This window comes from Streptococcus sp. SN3, from assembly GCF_030439905.1.
In genome coordinates, this window is the sequence record NZ_JAQFJF010000005.1 from 119,506 (window position 1) to 138,133 (window position 18,628).

At 33.3% G+C, this 18,628-nt stretch carries 17 protein-coding genes and 1 tRNA gene; 4 read left to right on the forward strand and 14 right to left on the reverse strand.

What is annotated here, in order from left to right; translation table 11 throughout:
- Window positions 1–71: 71 nt before the first annotated feature.
- The 8 genes from PCY71_RS10705 to PCY71_RS10740 all read right to left on the reverse strand — a co-directional run bounded on the left by PCY71_RS10705 (window position 72) and on the right by PCY71_RS10740 (window position 7,255).
- Window positions 72–686 (reverse strand): LysM peptidoglycan-binding domain-containing protein, encoded by a 615-nt coding sequence (locus PCY71_RS10705; RefSeq protein ID WP_003038249.1) that lies wholly within the window; start codon window positions 684–686, stop codon window positions 72–74.
- Between the two features lie 156 nt (window positions 687–842).
- Window positions 843–1,637, reverse strand: a complete 795-nt coding sequence (locus tag PCY71_RS10710) for an energy-coupling factor transporter transmembrane protein EcfT (RefSeq protein WP_037598273.1) — start codon at window positions 1,635–1,637, stop codon at window positions 843–845.
- On the reverse strand, window positions 1,630–2,469 hold the full coding sequence (locus PCY71_RS10715) for an energy-coupling factor ABC transporter ATP-binding protein (RefSeq protein WP_126441842.1): 840 nt from the start codon (window positions 2,467–2,469) through the stop codon (window positions 1,630–1,632). The genes PCY71_RS10710 and PCY71_RS10715 overlap by 8 nt, the downstream gene beginning before the upstream one ends.
- The gene (locus PCY71_RS10720) at window positions 2,454–3,281 is read right to left on the reverse strand and encodes an energy-coupling factor ABC transporter ATP-binding protein (protein WP_037598268.1); all 828 of its coding nucleotides are present in this window, start codon (window positions 3,279–3,281) and stop codon (window positions 2,454–2,456) included. Before PCY71_RS10720 ends, PCY71_RS10715 begins: the two co-directional genes overlap by 16 nt.
- Before the next feature lies 1 nt (window position 3,282).
- Window positions 3,283–3,822 (reverse strand): CDP-diacylglycerol--glycerol-3-phosphate 3-phosphatidyltransferase, encoded by a 540-nt coding sequence (gene pgsA / locus PCY71_RS10725; protein ID WP_301412604.1) that lies wholly within the window; start codon window positions 3,820–3,822, stop codon window positions 3,283–3,285.
- 10 nt (window positions 3,823–3,832) lie between these two features.
- Window positions 3,833–4,654, reverse strand: a complete 822-nt coding sequence (gene rodZ / locus PCY71_RS10730; RefSeq protein WP_301412605.1) for a cytoskeleton protein RodZ — start codon at window positions 4,652–4,654, stop codon at window positions 3,833–3,835.
- Between the two features lie 58 nt (window positions 4,655–4,712).
- Window positions 4,713–6,008, reverse strand: coding sequence for a pitrilysin family protein (locus PCY71_RS10735; RefSeq protein WP_039677741.1), 1,296 nt, complete (start codon window positions 6,006–6,008; stop codon window positions 4,713–4,715).
- Window positions 6,008–7,255 carry a pitrilysin family protein gene (locus tag PCY71_RS10740; protein ID WP_301412606.1) on the reverse strand — a complete coding sequence of 416 codons (1,248 nt, stop codon included), beginning with the start codon at window positions 7,253–7,255 and terminating at the stop codon, window positions 6,008–6,010. The genes PCY71_RS10735 and PCY71_RS10740 overlap by 1 nt, the downstream gene beginning before the upstream one ends.
- Before the next feature lie 174 nt (window positions 7,256–7,429).
- Here PCY71_RS10740 and yaaA point away from each other — a divergent pair, with 174 nt between their 5' ends.
- A complete protein-coding gene (gene yaaA, locus PCY71_RS10745) occupies window positions 7,430–7,810 on the forward strand; it encodes a S4 domain-containing protein YaaA (RefSeq protein ID WP_126467995.1) in 381 nt (126 codons plus the stop codon).
- A 2-nt stretch (window positions 7,811–7,812) separates the two neighbouring features.
- Window positions 7,813–8,910, forward strand: coding sequence for a DNA replication/repair protein RecF (gene recF / locus PCY71_RS10750; protein ID WP_049481244.1), 1,098 nt, complete (start codon window positions 7,813–7,815; stop codon window positions 8,908–8,910).
- An 84-nt stretch (window positions 8,911–8,994) separates the two neighbouring features.
- On the opposite strand, the gene guaB is transcribed toward recF, so the two are convergent.
- The 5 genes from guaB to PCY71_RS10775 form a co-directional block, all read right to left on the reverse strand.
- Window positions 8,995–10,476: an IMP dehydrogenase gene (gene guaB, locus PCY71_RS10755; RefSeq protein WP_003071643.1), complete on the reverse strand. Its 1,482-nt coding sequence runs from the start codon at window positions 10,474–10,476 to the stop codon at window positions 8,995–8,997.
- A 138-nt stretch (window positions 10,477–10,614) separates the two neighbouring features.
- On the reverse strand, window positions 10,615–11,640 hold the full coding sequence (gene trpS, locus PCY71_RS10760; protein WP_006268883.1) for a tryptophan--tRNA ligase: 1,026 nt from the start codon (window positions 11,638–11,640) through the stop codon (window positions 10,615–10,617).
- Between the two features lie 81 nt (window positions 11,641–11,721).
- Window positions 11,722–12,717, reverse strand: a complete 996-nt coding sequence (gene galE, locus PCY71_RS10765) for a UDP-glucose 4-epimerase GalE (protein WP_301412607.1) — start codon at window positions 12,715–12,717, stop codon at window positions 11,722–11,724.
- A 20-nt stretch (window positions 12,718–12,737) separates the two neighbouring features.
- Window positions 12,738–13,427, reverse strand: coding sequence for a triose-phosphate isomerase (locus tag PCY71_RS10770; protein WP_247927680.1), 690 nt, complete (start codon window positions 13,425–13,427; stop codon window positions 12,738–12,740).
- A 23-nt stretch (window positions 13,428–13,450) separates the two neighbouring features.
- Window positions 13,451–13,990, reverse strand: a complete 540-nt coding sequence (locus PCY71_RS10775) for an NAD(P)H-dependent oxidoreductase (RefSeq protein WP_006270338.1) — start codon at window positions 13,988–13,990, stop codon at window positions 13,451–13,453.
- 154 nt (window positions 13,991–14,144) lie between these two features.
- Between PCY71_RS10775 and PCY71_RS10780 the strand changes: the two genes are divergently transcribed.
- A complete protein-coding gene (locus PCY71_RS10780; protein WP_301412608.1) occupies window positions 14,145–15,767 on the forward strand; it encodes an ATP-binding cassette domain-containing protein in 1,623 nt (540 codons plus the stop codon).
- Window positions 15,768–15,840: 73 nt separating this feature from the next.
- Entirely contained in the window at window positions 15,841–18,417 is a 2,577-nt protein-coding gene (locus PCY71_RS10785) for a YfhO family protein (protein ID WP_301412609.1), read from the forward strand.
- An 87-nt stretch (window positions 18,418–18,504) separates the two neighbouring features.
- Here PCY71_RS10785 and PCY71_RS10790 read toward each other — a convergent pair.
- Window positions 18,505–18,578 (reverse strand) — tRNA-Asn (locus PCY71_RS10790).
- Window positions 18,579–18,628 lie beyond the last annotated feature (50 nt).

Here is an 18,628-nt window from a genome sequence, read left to right on the forward strand (position 1 = left end):
TATACAAAAAAGATGAATAAATCTTTACTTGATTTATTCATCTTTTAATTAATCCGTTCTTGTTATTCCACTTAGTAATTCCAAGCTGATAACCCTTGTGCACTATATGCACGATAAGCAGCCTGAATTTGATCATCTACTGTAGCTGTTGAACCCCAACCTGGCATTGTTTGAAAAAGACCACTAGCTCCTGATGGGTTATAAGCATTAACTTGTCCGTTTGACTCACGAGCAATAATCTGTTCCCAAGTTGACGCTGGAACACCTGTTAATTCTGCCATACGAGCAGCTGCATAAGCACCTGTCGCTCCTGCTGTATTACCATTAGAAAGAACAACATTTGAAGAATGATTTGCTGTAGCTGGTTGCGAATAAGTAGTTGAAGCAGCAGGTGCATTATACGTCACATCTTCATAAGTTACAGCTTCTTCTGTTGCAGCCTCTGTCGAACCTGCTGAAAGATTCTCTTCATCAAGCTCTAAAATTTGTCCAACTTTAATCAAGTCCGGATTTTTAATTTTATTGAGCTCAACTAACTTTTCAACTGATGTATTTTTTTCTTTAGCAATTTCTGATAAAGTATCGCCTGATTTAACAGTATAAGATTCAGCACTTGCAATAGTTCCTGTTGCAAAAAAAGCAACTGCAGTAAGAAGTCCTGATAACGTTAATTTCATTGATTTCATGTATATATCAATTTCTCCTTTTTTCGTATAATACTATATTACACATAAAATATTACTCTAATCTTATAATTGTATTACAAAGATTACAGAAATATTGATTTTATACGCAAAAAACGCTTTAAAAGGCGTTTTTTTGCTAACAATAATATAAGTTTTTTAACTTTTTAAGAAAAATAACATCAAACCTAAGACAAACATAGTAAAAATAGAAAGTGTGTCTTCTTTTTTCCACCTCAACTGACGGTAACGGCTTCTTCCTACACCACCTTGATAACCTCTCGCTTCCATAGCAGTTGCCAAAGCATCTGCACGCTTAAAGCTAGAAGCAAATAACGGAATCAAAATAGGAATAATTGATTTTACCTTTTGAACAACACTTCCTTCACCAAAATCAACCCCACGCGCCCTTTGAGCATTCATAATCCGTGTTGTGTCATCCATCAAAGTAGGGACGAAGCGTAAACTCATTGACAACATCAACCCTATTTCATGAACGGGTACCTTTAATACTGCTAAAGGCCGCAATAATGATTCAACTGCGTCTGCCAAACTAAGTGGCATGGTTGTTAAAGTCAGGAGAGTAGAAAAAATAATAATTAAAAGAAAGCGGCTAAAAATGATGCCTGACTGAGCTAAACCTACCTCTGTGATTCTTATAAAGCCAAATTGAAATAACAACGAGCCACCAGATGTAAAAAATAGTTGGAATAAAGTAGTAAAAGCAATCAAAAAGACCATAGATCTTAATCCTTTAAGGAAAAAAACTAAAGGAATCTTTGAAAGCCCAACTAGTAATATTGCAAAGATGAACAATAGTCCATTGGTCACAATATTATTTGCTAAAAAGATAATTAAAATAAAGAAAAACATTGACAAAAGTTTGCTGCGAGGATCTAGTCGATGAATGATTGAATTTCCAGAAACATATCGCCCCAAAATCATACTATCCATGGAATACCTCCTTAAATTCTTCTATAGTGATAGGTAAATATGGAAAAGTTAGCCCTCTATTTTCTAATTCTTGTGCAAATTTTGTAATTTTGGGAACTCCTAGTTGAATACTTTCCATAAATGCTACATCTTGGAAAACTTGCCGAGGCTCTCCGCTTTTGACTAGTCTTCCTTTTTCCATCACATAGACAGTATCCGCAAAATTAGCAACATCATCCATCAAATGTGTTACCAAAACAATAGTCATTCCTGCTTCATGTAATCGCTTAAATAAGCTCATCAATTCTTTTCGTCCAGCGGGATCTAAACCAGCTGTTGGCTCATCCAAGACAAGAATTTCTGGCTCCATGGCTAAAATACCAGCTATGGCTACTCGACGCATTTGTCCTCCAGATAATTCAAATGGGCTACGTTCAAATAATTCTTCTGAAATTCCGACAAGAGTTAATTTTTCACGTGCTAAACGTTCAGCATCTTCTTTTGATACTCCAAAATTTTGTGGACCAAAAGCAACATCTTTTAAAACTGTCTCATCAAAAATCTGACTTTCAGCAAATTGAAAAACCAATCCCACTTTTCTACGTACTTGTTTAATATCCTTGTTTATAGATGTCGAAGTAATTTTGACATCATCAATCACAACACTTCCTTCAGTTGGCACTAAAAGTCCATTCAGCAATTGTAAAATAGTTGATTTTCCACTACCTGTATGACCAACCAAAGCAATATATGATCCATTTTTTATTTCTAAATTGACTTCAAAAAGTGCAGGACTCTCAAAAGGAGTGCCTGCTTGATAAGTATAACTAACATTTTCTAAAGTAATTCCCATAAATAATCCTGCAATTCTTTTTCTGTTAAATAGCGCTTTGGCAATTGAAAGCCTGAATTCAGCAAAGTTGCTTTTACTTGATTTGTAAAAGGTTCATCTAAACCTAAATCCTCTAAATCCGCTCGTGAGAAAAGCTCACTTGGTGTACTAGTCGATTCTACCTGTCCTTCTTTCATCACCAAAACTCGATCACTAAGAGCTACTTCATCCAAATCATGTGTGATAGAAATAACAGTCATACCATGTTGATCTTTAATCTTTTTAACTGTCTGAATTAACTCTAAACGCCCTTCTGGATCCAACATACTAGTTGCTTCATCTAAAATAACGATATCAGGACGCAAAGCAACCACACCAGCAATAGCCACACGCTGCTTTTGCCCACCAGAAAGTCTTGCAGGTTCACGTTCTTTAAAGTCTTGCATCCCAACAATATCTAACGCTTCTTGAACTCTGTCAAACATCGTTTGGTAATCCATTCCTTGGTTTTCCAAACCAAAAGCGACATCATCCTCAACGGTTGCTCCCACAAATTGATTGTCTGGATTTTGAAAAACCATCCCAATATGCCGGCGCTTTTCCCATACATTTTCAAGAGTTAATTCATCTCCATCAATGATAATCTCGCCACTTTCTGCTTCTAACAGACCGTCTATTAAACGAATTGTCGTAGATTTGCCACTGCCATTATGACCTACAATAGACAACCACTCTCCTTGTTTCACGTGAAACGTCACATCTTTAAGAATATAGTCCTCTACATGATTATCATATTTATACTTTAAATGCTGAACGTCAATGATATTTTTCATATTATCTAAATGTATCTTTAAAGAGATAGGCACTTCCTTTGAAATAGTCATAACCCGAATAAATCGTAAAAATCAATGCAATATATAGCAAAATTTGTCCTAGCAATGTCCAGTGCAATAACAAAAAAATAATGGAAAACATCTGCGTAAATGTTTTTATTTTTCCTGGCATAGCAGCAGCTAAGACTGTCCCCCCAGTTTCAACCAATAATAACCGCAAACCTGTCACAGCTAACTCTCTGCAGATGATAATTGCAACAACCCAAGCAGGTGCCATATTCATTTCAATCAACATAATAAAAGCCGACATTACTAATAACTTATCTGCCATTGGATCAGCAAATTTCCCGAAGTTCGTTACAACATTCCATTTACGAGCTAAATAGCCATCCAAGTAATCTGTAATACTAGCTACTGCAAAAATAATCGCTGCAAAAACATGCATTCCAACAGAGTAACTTAAGGATAGAACTAAAATAAAAATTGGAATTAAAGCAATCCGTAACAAAGTTAAAGCATTAGGAATATTTTCTTTTTTCATTTTCATTTCCTTAATTATTTATTATAAGTGTAATTGTACCTGTCAAACTTGTCAAGCCTGATGTATCAATCTGCTGATTATCTATTGTAATTGTCACACCTTGAACCACACCAAGAGTAATTGTTGATGTAGTTCCTGGTGAAATAGTGGTTGACACACTTTGATTTTCAGGGCTTAATGTTGCACCACCTTCTAAGTCTGTACCTGTAACACTTACCCAGCTAGTTGTATCATTAACAGATAGTTTTAAATTGACAGGTTTGACTGCGCCTGTCAATATCGCTGTCAAGTTGCTGCCGTTTCCGGATACAGTCAAATTTGTTTTGGAACTGTTAGAAGATTCACTAGAAGTAGATTCATCATTTGAGCTAGATGAAGTAGTTGTTTGTTTATTTACAACACTATAACTTGATGAAGGATTTGTGGTTAACGAATTATGACGAACATATGTCCAAACATAATAACTAACAAAGACTAAAATAGCTAATGCTAGAATGGTTAAGTAGAATAATGGCAAAAAAGAAGTTCGCTGCCTTTTCGTTCTTCGGCTTCTAGAATTCTCTTCCTCATCAATGTCCACTTCATCATAAGTAATCATGCTTCCTTCTTCATAAGCATCAAGAATAATTCGCTCATCTAAATCAACAGCCCAAGCATATTTTCTTAGAAAAGAACGAGCATAGAAAGGACTAGGGAGACGATCAAAATCATCAGCTTCCATAGCTTCTAGTAACTCCAACTGAATATCTGTTTTCTTTTGTAAATCTTCTAAGCTCATCCCTTGATTGATACGAGCCAATCTCAGGACTTCACCAATTGTTTTTTTTCTCATACGCCTCAGCCTTCTTTCTATTAAACACTATTTTACCAAATTTCACTAAAACATGAAATCATTTTGGAAAAATAGTAAAATCAATCATGTCACAAGAATCAATAAAATAATGTCCTATCTCAATCACATCAACTAAACTAATTGTCTGCAATATTTTGGGTAAATCAAATAGATTCTCACCCTCTGAAAAGGTTTTATATTGAGTTGCAATATACTCTAGCGAATTGAGCCCATGCAAAAAATCACCAAACATTTCACTTTTTATAGTATCAAGATGTTCTTCTGTCACATCAGGATCTTTTTCAAAATCCCGAATTGCCGAACGAAATTGGTGAGATAGAGTAACTGGTTCACTAGTATCCATTGTCAACATCACAAAGTGAAAATCTTTTTCTACCTCAACTTCTAACGATAGAGAGTTGTCTATTTTTCCAACTTCGTAAAGCGCTTGAAATCTTTTAGATGTCCAGCCAAACATCATTGCAAATAGCAGTTTTAAACCAATTTTATAACGAAATAAATCAACTTCCGCTAACGATTGATTTCCACGTAACCCGATTGCTAGCTTAGAACTTGCCACTTCCATTCGTACACTTCCAGTAGCAATAATAGGATTTAACGTAAGAGAAGAGCGTTGAATGAGTCCTTGTTTAGCAAAAGAATCCAGATGTTCTTGTTGCTCTTGAATAACAGTAATAGTCTTTTCTAAGTCAAAATTGCCAATCAACAATAGGCTCATATTGGATGGATGATAAAAGGTTTCAAAATTTTCATTCAAATCCTCAACTGTTATTTCCGCAACTGATTCAATGCTTCCTGCAATATCTTCTGCTAATGAAGTGTCTGGATAAAGATTTGCTAAAGTATGAAAAAACAAACAATAATCTGGATTATCTTGATACATGCTAATTTCTTGTTGAATAATCCCCTGTTCACGTTGAACCGACTCTTCGGTAAAATAAGCATTTTCTAGTAAACTTTGCAACAATCTCACATTTTCTAAAATATTGTCCGTCGCTGAAAAAAGATAGCTGGTCTTAGTAAAACTTGTAAAGGCATTGCTCTCAGCTCCTAACTTAACAAACTGTTGTAAAATATCCTGGCCATTTTCATCTTCAAATAATTTATGTTCTAAAAAATGAGCAACTCCTGCAGGATATTGAACAACTTGATTAGAACCGCGTGGAATAAAACAAGTATCAATTGACCCAAAATTTGCTGTCATAATCCCATAAGTTTCATTGAAGTCTTGTTTGGGTAAAAGAAACACTCTTAAACCATTTTGCAAAGTAGTTTGATAGACTACTTCCCCAACTGCCGGATAATCCTTTCTCTCCATTTTTAAAATTTGCATTATTTTCCTTCCATGAAATAAACTGCTTGTAGTCTGAGTTGTTTTGCAATGACGATAATATCTTCTCTGGTGACTGTTTCTAAAGCATTTAACCAAACATCAATTGACATAAATCTTTTCTGCAAAACAGACGCCATATAAGCTCGTTCTATCAATGTATTTTGCCTATCTAAAGAAAGGAGCATCGTATTTCGAAGCATTTTTTTAGTCTGATTTAAGTCTTCATCTGTAAAACGTCCCTTTTTCAAATCTGCAATTTGTCGATAAATTAAACTGACTGTTTTAGTCCTATTTTTCCTGTCAATTCCAGCGTAAATACGCATCATACCTGAAAAAATATCAATACTACTTGAAATCGTGTAAGCTAAACTTTCTTTCTCACGAATATTAACAAATAATTTTGAATGAGCAAAACCACCTAAAAGTCCATTCAATACAACAAGAGGGATATGATTCCTATCTCCATATTGAACTGAAAAATGATATCCTAATTCAATAATGGATTGATGAGCATCATTTTGTTTCAATCCCTCTTTTAAAACATTCGAAAATTCTTGATGATAATGCAAGTGTAACTCAGGTTGACGAGGGTGTAAACCAAACATCTTTAAATGTTCATAGACTTCAATCTCATTAAAATCACCTATAAAAAATAGATCAATCTTATCATTTTGAAGCATGTCTTGAAAAACTGCAAAGCTACTTTCTGGAGTTTCTTTTTCAACCAAATCTAATGTGGCAAAATGAGGAATTTGCATGTCTTGCTTTGTATAAAATAATTTATTCAGTTCTTGATGAGCGTGATAAAAGTGATCCTCAATTTCAGCTTTTAAATCGTTAAGTACATTCTTCTTTTCAACTTCAAAAACAGTTCGATTAAAAGCCCTTCCATCTACTAAAGGTTTTAACAAGCTATCTTTTAAAAAATTAAGTATCTCTCCTGTTAATGTATTTTTACGACTTAAAAATGCATCACTAACAAAGGAAATATCTAAATCTACATAATGAATGAGTCCTCTTCGTGATAGTCTTGTTGAAAAGTTCGCACCATAAAGATTTGCTAATCGCTCACGAAAGATCTGTGACGTGGGATAAATTTCGTTAGCTGTTTCGAGCATATTTGCAGCCAGTACGCGTCCCGCTATCGTATCCATAGACATTGGAGCTGAAAATCTTATTTTTATTCGATTGGTTTTAAATTTTTTGGATGTTATAAAATGGAGATCTACTCCAGAAACCAACTCCATATCGTCCCTCATCTTCTTTTTTTATTGACCTCTATTATATCACGAAACAGTGCTTAATTTCTCATTCAAGTATTATTCTTTCATCTTAAAACGTTTTCTTCATGATACGTTTGAATAATTTTAATATTATCTTTTCACCCAATTATGATATAATGACAAAGATTGAGGTGAATTATGAAATACAAATTATTTGATGAATATATTACTTTACAAGCATTATTAAAAGAAGTTGGAATCATTCAAAGTGGTGGTGCTATTAAAAGTTTTCTTCAAGAAAATCAAGTTTATTTTAATGGAGATCTCGAAACTCGTCGCAAAAAGAAAATTCGTATTAGCGATATCATCACTCTTCCAAATCAAAAATTAGAAATACTATTGACTGCACCAAATGAGGAGGAAAGAATTGAGCACGAAAAAGAGCTTTTAGAAAAAAGACGAGTCGGCGCTCTTGTAAAAGAAATGAACAAAAGTATCAAAAAAAGTAAACCAGCAACAGCAAATCAAAAAGCCAATAAATCTAATAAAAAAGCTCCTATCCGCTTCCCAGGTATTTAAATATGTGGTTAAAAAACTTACAAATTCAACATTTTCGCAATTACGAGCTAACTGAAATAGACTTTCATCCTGGACTCAACATTTTTCTAGGTCAAAATGCTCAAGGAAAAACAAATATTTTAGAAGCTATCTATTTTCTTGCATTGACACGGAGTCATCGAACTCGTTCAGATAAAGATTTAATTTATTTTTCTAAAGACACCTTAAAAGTATCTGGACAACTTGTCAAGCAAACTGGAAAGATTTCTTTAGAGATTGACTTGACACCAAAAGGAAGAATTACAAAGGTTAATCATCTAAAACAAAGCAAATTATCAGATTACATTGGAAATATGAATATTGTTTTGTTTGCTCCAGAAGATTTACAATTGATTAAAGGAGCTCCAGCCCTTAGACGCAAATTTGTTGATATAGAGTTGGGGCAAATTAAACCAATTTATTTATCTGATTTATCACATTATCATCATGTTCTAAAACAGAGAAATACTTATTTAAAGACAGCAAAAACAATAGATGAGACTTTTTTAACTGTCTTGGATGATCAGTTAGTAGAGTTTGGTTGCCGCATTATGCAGCATCGAATAGAATTTCTCAAAAAATTAGAATACTTTGGTCAGCAAAAACATTTGGAACTCTCAAATAATTTAGAAAATTTAACTATTAAATACTGCTCTTCTATTCGACTTTCAGATTTCAATAAACTAGAAGAAGCTTTTCGAATTGCATTAAAACAAAGTCGTAGCAGAGATTTATTTAAAAAAACTACTGGAGTTGGTCCCCATCGAGATGATATTGCTTTTTATATCAATGATATGAATGCTAATTTTGGTAGTCAAGGACAACATCGAAGCGTAGTCTTATCTCTCAAACTGGCAGAAATTGAGCTTATGGAAACTGTTACTAAAGAAAAACCAATTCTTCTACTTGACGATGTCATGAGTGAACTTGACAATAACCGTCAACTTAATCTACTTGAATCTATTTCCCAAAACATCCAAACATTTATCACCACAACAACTCTAGAACATTTACAAAACATGCCTTCTGATATTAAAATTTTCTCAATTCACGAAGGAAATTTAACAAAAAAAAACATGTAAAGTGTATGTTATTAAAATTTACAACGATGTCAACTTAGTTAATTATAAAAGCTCTACATCATATAGTGCAGAGCTTTTATAATTTTATTGAACAGAATAGTTTGGAGCTTCATTCGTTATTTGAACATCATGAGGGTGACTTTCTTTCAAACCAGCTCCGCTCATTTCGATAAATTGTGCTTTATCATGTAGTTCTTGAAGATTAGCTGCTCCACAGTAGCCCATACCAGAACGAACCCCCCCAATCATTTGGAAAACGATATCTGCTGCTGCGCCTTTATAAGCTACACGACCTTCAATTCCTTCTGGAACTAACTTATTTGCCTCATTGACAGAACCTTGGAAATAACGATCACTTGAGCCTTTCTTCATAGCAGCAATGGAACCCATTCCACGATAAGTTTTGAACTTACGACCTTGGAAAATTTCCGTTTCACCTGGTGCTTCGTCTGTGCCAGCAAACATTGAACCAAGCATGACTGCATTACCTCCCGCAGCCAGAGCTTTTACAATATCTCCAGAATATTTGATGCCACCGTCTGCGATAATTGTTTTCCCGTATTCACGGGCAACTTGTGCAGCATCATAAATCGCAGTCACTTGAGGTACACCAACTCCAGCAATGACACGAGTGGTACAAATTGAACCTGGACCAATTCCAACTTTCACAACATCAACTCCAGCATCGTATAACGCACGCGCACCTTCTGCAGTGGCAATATTTCCTGCAATCAACGTTCGTTCTGGAAAATGTGCACGAATCTCAGCAATTTTCCGAAGTACTCCCGCTGAATGTCCGTGTGCTGTATCAATGACAATGGCATCTGCCCCTGCTTCAAATAAAGCTTCTGCACGCTCAAATGTATCAGAAGTAACTCCTACTGCACCAGCAACCAAAAGACGACCATACTCATCTTTGGCTGCATTTGGAAATTCAATTACTTTTTCAATATCTTTAATTGTAATCAAACCAGACAAACGACCATAGTCATCAACCAACGGCAATTTTTCAATGCGATGTTCATGAAGTATCCGTTCTGCTGTTTCAAGATCTGTTCCAACAGGAGCTGTCACAAGATTTTTACTCGTCATATGCGCAGAGATAGGTTGATTATAATCCATAATAAATCTCATATCACGATTTGTAATAATCCCAACTAGCTTCCTATTTTCAAGAGTTTCAACAACAGGAACTCCACTGATACGATAACGCTCCATCAATTCTTCTGCATCTGAAACCGTATGAGTCGGAGTCAAGAAGAATGGATCAATGATAACTCCATTTTCCGAACGTTTAACTTTCCGAACTTCATCTGCTTGTTGCTCAATAGACATATTTTTGTGAATAACACCAAGACCTCCAGCACGAGCAATAGCAATGGCCATTTTACTTTCTGTAACAGTATCCATTGCTGCAGTGATAATTGGAATATTGAGTGTCAAATTTTGAGCCAATTTTGTTTGTAAATTAGCATCATTTGGCAAAACATGACTCTCAGCAGGAATGAGTAATACATCATCAAAAGTAAAACCTTTTTTCAAAAATTTAACGTCCCAGTTAGACATCCACAAATTCCTCTTTTCTTTATTTATTGAGCATAGCTCGTATTTATTGTTAATATGATACCATTCTATCTGTATTTGTCAATCTCTATTTTAGTAAAAAGTAAAAACCATCACGTTAGGTGATAGTTTTGCTCATTTTTATTGAAAATAGTTAATTCCCATAGCAGACTTTACCTCAAAAAGTGTTTGACTAGCTACTTGCCGTGCTCTATCACTACCTTTTTGTAACATAGTATAGACTTCTCCCATATCTTTTGAAAATTCAACACGACGTTCACGAATTGGACCTAATTCACGCTCTAAAATTTCTAATAAATAGCGTTTTGTTTTCACGTCTCCCAGTCCACCTTGTTGATAGTGTTCTTTCATTATTGTAATTTCTCGCATATCTTCTGGACGACCAAATACATCTAAATAATGAAAAACCATATTACCGTCAATTTTACCAGGATCTTCAATCTTGATATGGTCAGGATCCGTATACATGCTCATCACTTTCTTTTGTAGAGTATCCATATCATCAGATAAATAGATACCATTATTTAAAGATTTAGACATTTTTGCATTCCCGTCAAGCCCTGGTAAACGCCCTGCAGCTTCATTTTGAGGATAAATGCCTTCAGGCTCTACCAAGACATCACAACTATAAGTATGATTAAAAGAACGCACAATTTCACGAGTCTGTTCAATCATTGGTTTTTGATCATTACCTACTGGAACATAATTTGCTTTAAAAGCAGTGATATCTGCTGCTTGTGCAATTGGATAAACTAAAAAACCAGTCGGGATACTTTCACCAAATCCTTTTTGAGCAATCTCTGACTTGACAGTTGGGTTACGTTCTAAACGAGCTAGTGATACCAGATTCATATAATACATTGACAGTTCTGACAACTCTGGGATTTGACTTTGAATAAAAATAGTTGTCTTTTCAGGATCTAAGCCAGCAGCTAAATAGTCTAATGCCACATTCCCGATTGACTCCACAATTGTCTTAGGATCCTTAGCGTGATCCGTCAAAGCTTGTTGATCAGCTAAAAATACAAATAATTCATATTTCCCTTCATCCTGCAATAAAACACGATTTCGCAAACTTCCTACATAATGACCAATATGTAACTTCCCTGTTGGACGATCTCCTGTTAAAATAATAGGTTTTGACATCACATTCTCCTTGAATTTTCTTGATAATATTATACCATTTTCAAGAAAAAAGTGTAGAAACTATTTCTACACTTCTAAAAATTATTCGACAATGGAATTGCCAGCTTTCACACGCCAATTATAATCAGATAATATAATATCTTTCAAAGAATAACAGGCTTGCCAATTTAAAAATTCTCTTACTTTAGCAGTATCTGCTAACACACTTGCTGGATCACCGACACGACGTGCGACAATTTCATGAGGAATTTTTTTCTGTAAAATTTGCTCTACAGTATTGTATATCTCCTTGACAGTGTAACCATGTTCAGTTCCTAGATTGAATATCTGTGACGTTGACGAATCTGTAAACAAATAGTCAAGTCCCTTTACATGTGCCTGAGCTAAATCTAAAACATGAATATAATCACGGATGCATGAACCATCTCTCGTTTCATAATCATCGCCAAAAATTTTTAAAGCATCATTTTGTCCCAGAGCCGTTTTATTAATATTAGGGATGATATGTGTCGGATTTTTAACTCTCAAACCATTTGAAGCATCCATAGCAGCACCAGCAACATTAAAATAACGAAAAATAACATATTTCCAATTATAACGATTGGCCATCCAATAAATCATACGTTCTCCCATCAGTTTTGTCTCTGCATAAGGATTTACTGGATTTAATAGCGTATCCTCATTTGCTGGTTTATCCATACAATTATTTCCATAAACTGAAGCCGTTGATGAAAAAATCATCTTATTGATGCCTACTTCTGATAATACTTTTAAAACATGGTTCATGCCTGCTACGTTAGCCGCAAAATATTTACTAGGATTTTCAATACTTTCACTAACAACGATTTCCCCTGCACAGTGCAATACAGCATCAATTTTATGAAACTGTAAATAATCTTTTAATGCCAGCTCATCATAAACATCCAGTTCTTTAAAGTGCGCTCTTACATCCACCGCATCCCTGACACCTGATGCTAGATTATCCAAAACATGCACATCATAATCAGCATCTAAAAGTGCCTTTACAGTATGAGAGCCAATATATCCAGCTCCACCTGTTACTAAAATTGATTTCATTTTTTCTTCTCCTTGTCTTTCTACATCAATACAAGAGTATCTTTTAGTAAGTACTGGTAGGTTTCAACCAAACTTTCAATTCTATCTCCAATAAGAATACCATCAAATCCAATGGTTAAAATCTGTTCAATATCTTTACAGTTTACACCACCACCAAAAATCAACTGATATGTAAACCCAAACTTTACACTTGAATTATCTAAATAATCTTTTAAATCTTGGAAACTTTCTTCAACTTTTGTAAATGAATAATCCTTTTTTCCTTTTAATGTTGCACTTAATATTTCATAAGCTATGATAATATGTTTATCCTGAAGATTCAAACCATCTAAATATGTTGCGCATTCAAAAATAGGATTTTCATGATTTCCTACACAAATAATAGGGACAATATCTTTCTGTAAAGCATTGTCAAGCTTTGATCGAATAATTCTTGTTGTTTCATTTAAACACTTTTGCCTTTCTAAATGGCCTACAAAAGCATAGTTTATATTGTAATGTTTTAAATGTTTAGGTGATAAATCACCTACATTTCTTCCTTTAATTGACAAATTTTGAACTGCGATGTCAAAATGATACTCATCATAATTTGGTATAATAGGAGCTATAATCAATTGATGCTGCTTGTTTATTGGTTGATTGAACTTCTCTAACAATTCTAATTGTTGCTTGATTGACATCTGATTTTTAAAATTAAAAACAACTAACACTTTACTATTCCTTTACATCGTATTTACAATTCTTTTAAAAAATAATCTTCCACTGTTTGTTTGTAAGATTCAAATTGAGGATTTTTTACAACATTATGGAAAGATAGTGTTTTTCTTTTCTTTAAACCACAAAATTCCATGGTCTTATGAAATGAAATCAAAATATCATCAACATCTTTTCCATCAAAAAATGTAGTCGGATTATTAAACGCTTCTTCTGGTGCATTCCAAGTTGTGGATAAGATGTACTCCTTGTTTTTCATTAAACCACCTTGACCATAAGTATCTGCAAACGAATAAAATTGACCATATTCAAAAACTTCATCCATATACAGCTTTAACTTTCCAGGCACATTAAACCAATAAATAGGAAATTGAAAAATAATCAAATCTGCCCACAAAAATTTATTTCTTTCGTTTATTACGTTGTAGTCCTCAACTGACGATAACTGAATATCATGTTTGTGTCGTAAATTTTCCAACATAACATTATACAAACTAAAATTTAATTCTCCTTTACAGAAATCATGCTTTTGATAACCATTTATTAATAAAATTTTCATTTTTTCCTCCTAAAAATTTATAAATTTATTATAAATCTCTTTATTTTTTCTTACTTCTCTATATTCTAAAATGTAATATTTTATCCCTGAATCATTTGAAAAAAGTCAAATTTTCTAGTAAAATGAAACTAATTACAGAGTTAGGAGAAAAATATTGCTTACAGTATCGGATGTCTCACTACGATTTAGTGATCGAAAATTATTTGATGATGTGAATATCAAATTTACAAAAGGAAATACTTATGGTTTAATCGGCGCTAATGGTGCAGGAAAATCAACTTTTTTAAAAATCTTAGCTGGCGATATCGAACCAACTACTGGAAATATCTCACTCGGACCAGATGAACGTCTCTCAGTCCTTCGACAAAATCATTTTGACTATGAAGAAAATCGAGTTATTGACGTAGTTATCATGGGGAATGAGCATCTTTATAATATTATGAAAGAAAAAGATACCATTTATATGAAACCTGATTTTTCTGATGAAGATGGTGTCCGAGCAGCTGAATTAGAAGGTGAATTTGCTGAATTAGGTGGCTGGGAAGCCGAAACCGAAGCTTCTCAATTGCTACAAAATCTTCATATTCCTGAAACCCTCCACTACCAAAATATGAACGAATTATCAAATGGAGATAAAGTAAAAGTTCTTCTTGCTAAAGCTCTATTTGGTAAACCAGACGTTCTGTTACTAGATGAACCAACAAACGGTCTTGATATCCAATCCATCTCTTGGCTAGAAGATTTTTTGATTGATTTTGAAAACACCGTTATTGTTGTATCTCACGATCGTCACTTCCTTAATAAAGTATGTACCCATATGGCTGATTTAGACTTCGGTAAAATCAAACTTTATGTTGGTAATTATGACTTCTGGAAAGAATCTAGTGAATTAGCTGCTAAACTCTTAGCAGACCGCAATGCTAAAGCTGAGGAAAAAATCAAGCAACTGCAAGAATTCGTTGCTCGCTTCTCTGCTAATGCTTCAAAATCTAAGCAAGCAACTTCTCGTAAAAAAATGCTTGACAAAATTGAATTGGAAGAAATTGTCCCATCAAGCCGTAAATATCCATTTATTAACTTCAAAGCAGAACGTGAAATCGGAAACGACCTCTTGACAGTCGAAAATCTTTCTGTCAAGATTGACGGCGATATTATTCTTAATAATATCAGCTTCATTCTGCGTCCTGGAGATAAGATAGCCTTGATTGGACAAAACGACCTTCAAACAACTGCTTTGATTCGAGCTATTATAGGAGATATTGACTATGAAGGAACTGTAAAGTGGGGCGTTACAACTAGTCAATCTTATCTACCAAAAGACACCAGCAAAGACTTTGCTAGTGGGGAATCTATTCTTGACTGGCTCCGTCAATTTGCAAGTAAAGAAGAAGATGACAATACTTTCCTTCGAGGGTTTTTAGGGCGTATGCTTTTCTCTGGTGATGAAGTTAACAAACCTGTCAATGTTTTGTCAGGTGGGGAAAAGGTTCGTGTCATGCTGTCAAAACTCATGCTTCTCAAATCAAACGTTTTGATATTAGATGATCCAACCAACCACTTAGACTTAGAATCTATTTCTAGCCTAAATGACGGTCTGAAAAACTTTAAAGAATCTATTATTTTTGCTAGTCATGATCATGAATTTATCCAGACACTTGCTAATCACATTATTGTTCTTTCTAAAAATGGTGTCATTGACCGAATTGATGAAACCTATGATGAATTTTTAGAAAATCAAGAAGTACAAGAAAAAGTCAAGAACCTTTGGAAAGATTAAACCTTTTCGACAGTAGGAGCTGATAAAAGATTCAGTTCCTTAATTTTTAGCATTTTATTATTTATCATAACCTATGAAAAAAATCAAAAAACTTCTTAAACCTTATTATCTATTTGCATTTTTTATCCCATTTTTTATCATGTTTTTAACTTATTTTATAAATGGAATTTATTGGAAAAGTGACACTTCTCCACTTTTGGGAGATGGTTTTCATCAGTATGTCATTTTCGATGTTACTTTAAGAAATATTTTGCATGGTACAGACAGTATTTTTTACACGTTTACAAGTGGACTTGGATTAAATTTTTATGCTTTATCTAGCTATTATCTTGGAAGTTTCTTATCACCTTTAGTTTACTTTTTCAATTTAAAAAATATGCCAGATGCAGTATATTTATTTACTCTGTTAAAGTTTGGTTTAATGGGATTAACATGTTTCGTAAGTATTAAAGCTATCTTTAAAAAAATTTCTCCTCATCTTATTTTGATACTGTCAACATCCTATGCTTTAATGAGTTTTGCAGTTAGTCAACTTGAAATAAAAACTTGGTTAGATGTTTTCATCATTATTCCGCTTATTTTACTTGGTTTACATTATTTGATACTCCAAAAAGGTTATGTTCTTTACTTTACATCTCTGTCAATTCTTTTCATTCAAAATTATTATTTTGGATACATGATGGTTCTCTTTCTTATTCTATGGTATATTGTTCAAATTTCATGGGATTTTAAAACTAGGATTAAATCTTTCCTGGACTTTACAATTGTATCAATTTTAGCTGGGATAACGAGTCTTATCATGATTTTACCAACTTTTCTAGACTTAAAAACTCATGGTGAAAAATTAACAAAAGTGACAACCTTACTGACTGAAAAAAGTTGGTATTTAGATATTTTTGCCAAAAACTTCATTGGAGCTTTTGACACAACTAAATATGGCTCTATTCCTATGATTTATGTTGGTCTCATTCCATTATTGTTAGCAGTTCTATTTTTTACATTACGATCTATTAAGTTTCACGTGAAACTTGCTTATTTTCTTTTAATTACAATTTTAGTAGCTAGCTTTTCTTTACAACCGTTAGATTTATTTTGGCAAGGTATGCATGCGCCAAATATGTTTCTACATCGTTATTCTTGGACATTTTCCATTGTCATTATCTTCTTAGCTGCAGAAAGTTTAGAACGTCTAAAGGAATTTAAACTAACAAATATTCTAGTTAGTTTTTCTATCTTAGGATTTGGGTTTATTTCTACTTTTATTTTTAAGAAACATTACAAATTTTTAGGTTCCGTTAATTTTATCTTAACATTAGAGTTTTTAGTCGCCTATCTTTTAATTTTTTGGGCTTATACAAAAAAATATATCCCTTCTAAAATATTTACAGTTTCTACTTTATTATTTGTTTGTTTTGAACTTAGTTTAAATAGCTTTTATCAAATGGAAGGAATTGCAAAGGAATGGATCTTTGCAAGTAGGAATGCTTATGAACAAGATTTAACATCTATTGATTCACTCGTTAAATATAGTAAAAAGAAAAACTTAAATTTCTTTAGAACCGAAAAATTGTCTATTCAAACTGGAAATGACAGCATGAAGTACAATTATAATGGTATCTCTCAATTTTCTTCTGTTCGTAATACTGCAGCTAGTTCTATTCTTGATAAACTCGGTTTCAAATCATCTGGAACGAATTTAAATTTACGTTATCAAAATAATAGTATTATTATGGATAGCTTATTAGGAGTAAAATATAATATTTCAACAAATAATCCTCAGAAATATGGTTTTTCGTCTATTAAGACTAAAGATAATTTAACACTCTATGAAAATAGAAATGCTAATTCACTAGCATTTCTAACAAATTCAATTTACAAAGATGTAAAGTTTAATCATTTAACGTTAGATAATCAAACTCGTTTTCTCAATCAACTTTCTGGATTAAATTTAAAATACTATCATAGATTGTTTTCTCTAAAGACTCATAATGTCAAACAAGTTGGAAATAGAATAGTTGCAGAAGTAGATAAAAATGGTCATGATTCTTTTGCCAGTGTCTCTTATACTTTAGAAGTTCCAGCAAATAGTCAAGTTTATTTAACTTTACCAAACTTAACTTTCTCAAATGACAACCAAAAATCAGTTGACATAACTGTAAACAACAATCAAAAAATGCATTATGGTACTAATAATGTCTTTCCTTTTTTTAATCTTGGATACTTTAATCACAAGCAAACCATAACTGTAAAAGTAACTTTTCCAGATAATTCAAAAGTTTCATTTGATAGTCCTGAATTTTATACTCTTGATACAAATCGTTTTCAACAAGCAATAAACAAGATTCAACAACAAAAAGTATCAGTAACAACAAAATATAATACAATAACAGCATATTATCAAGCTCAACGAAATAGTTCTTTATTCTTCACCATTCCTTATGATAAAGGTTGGTCTGCAACGCAAAATGGGAAAACAATCAAAATTTCAAGAGCACAAAATGGCTTTATGAAGGTTAATGTAAAAAAAGGAGAGGGAAAAATTAAATTGACATTTATCCCGAATGGCCTAAAAGAAGGTAGTATAGCATTTTTATCTGGAATCTCGTTCTTTATTATTTATAATAAGATACGAAAGAAAAAATTGTTATAATTAAAAACCCAAACTGAACAAAAAGACAGTTTGGGTTTTATTATATATTACTAATATAAAAAAGCATCCTTTATGAATGCTTCGTAGCTCCGGCAGTAGGACTCGAACCTACGACATCATGATTAACAGTCATGCGCTACTACCAACTGAGCTATGCCGGATAATATAGTCCGTACGGGATTCGAACCCGTGTTACCGCCGTGAAAAGGCG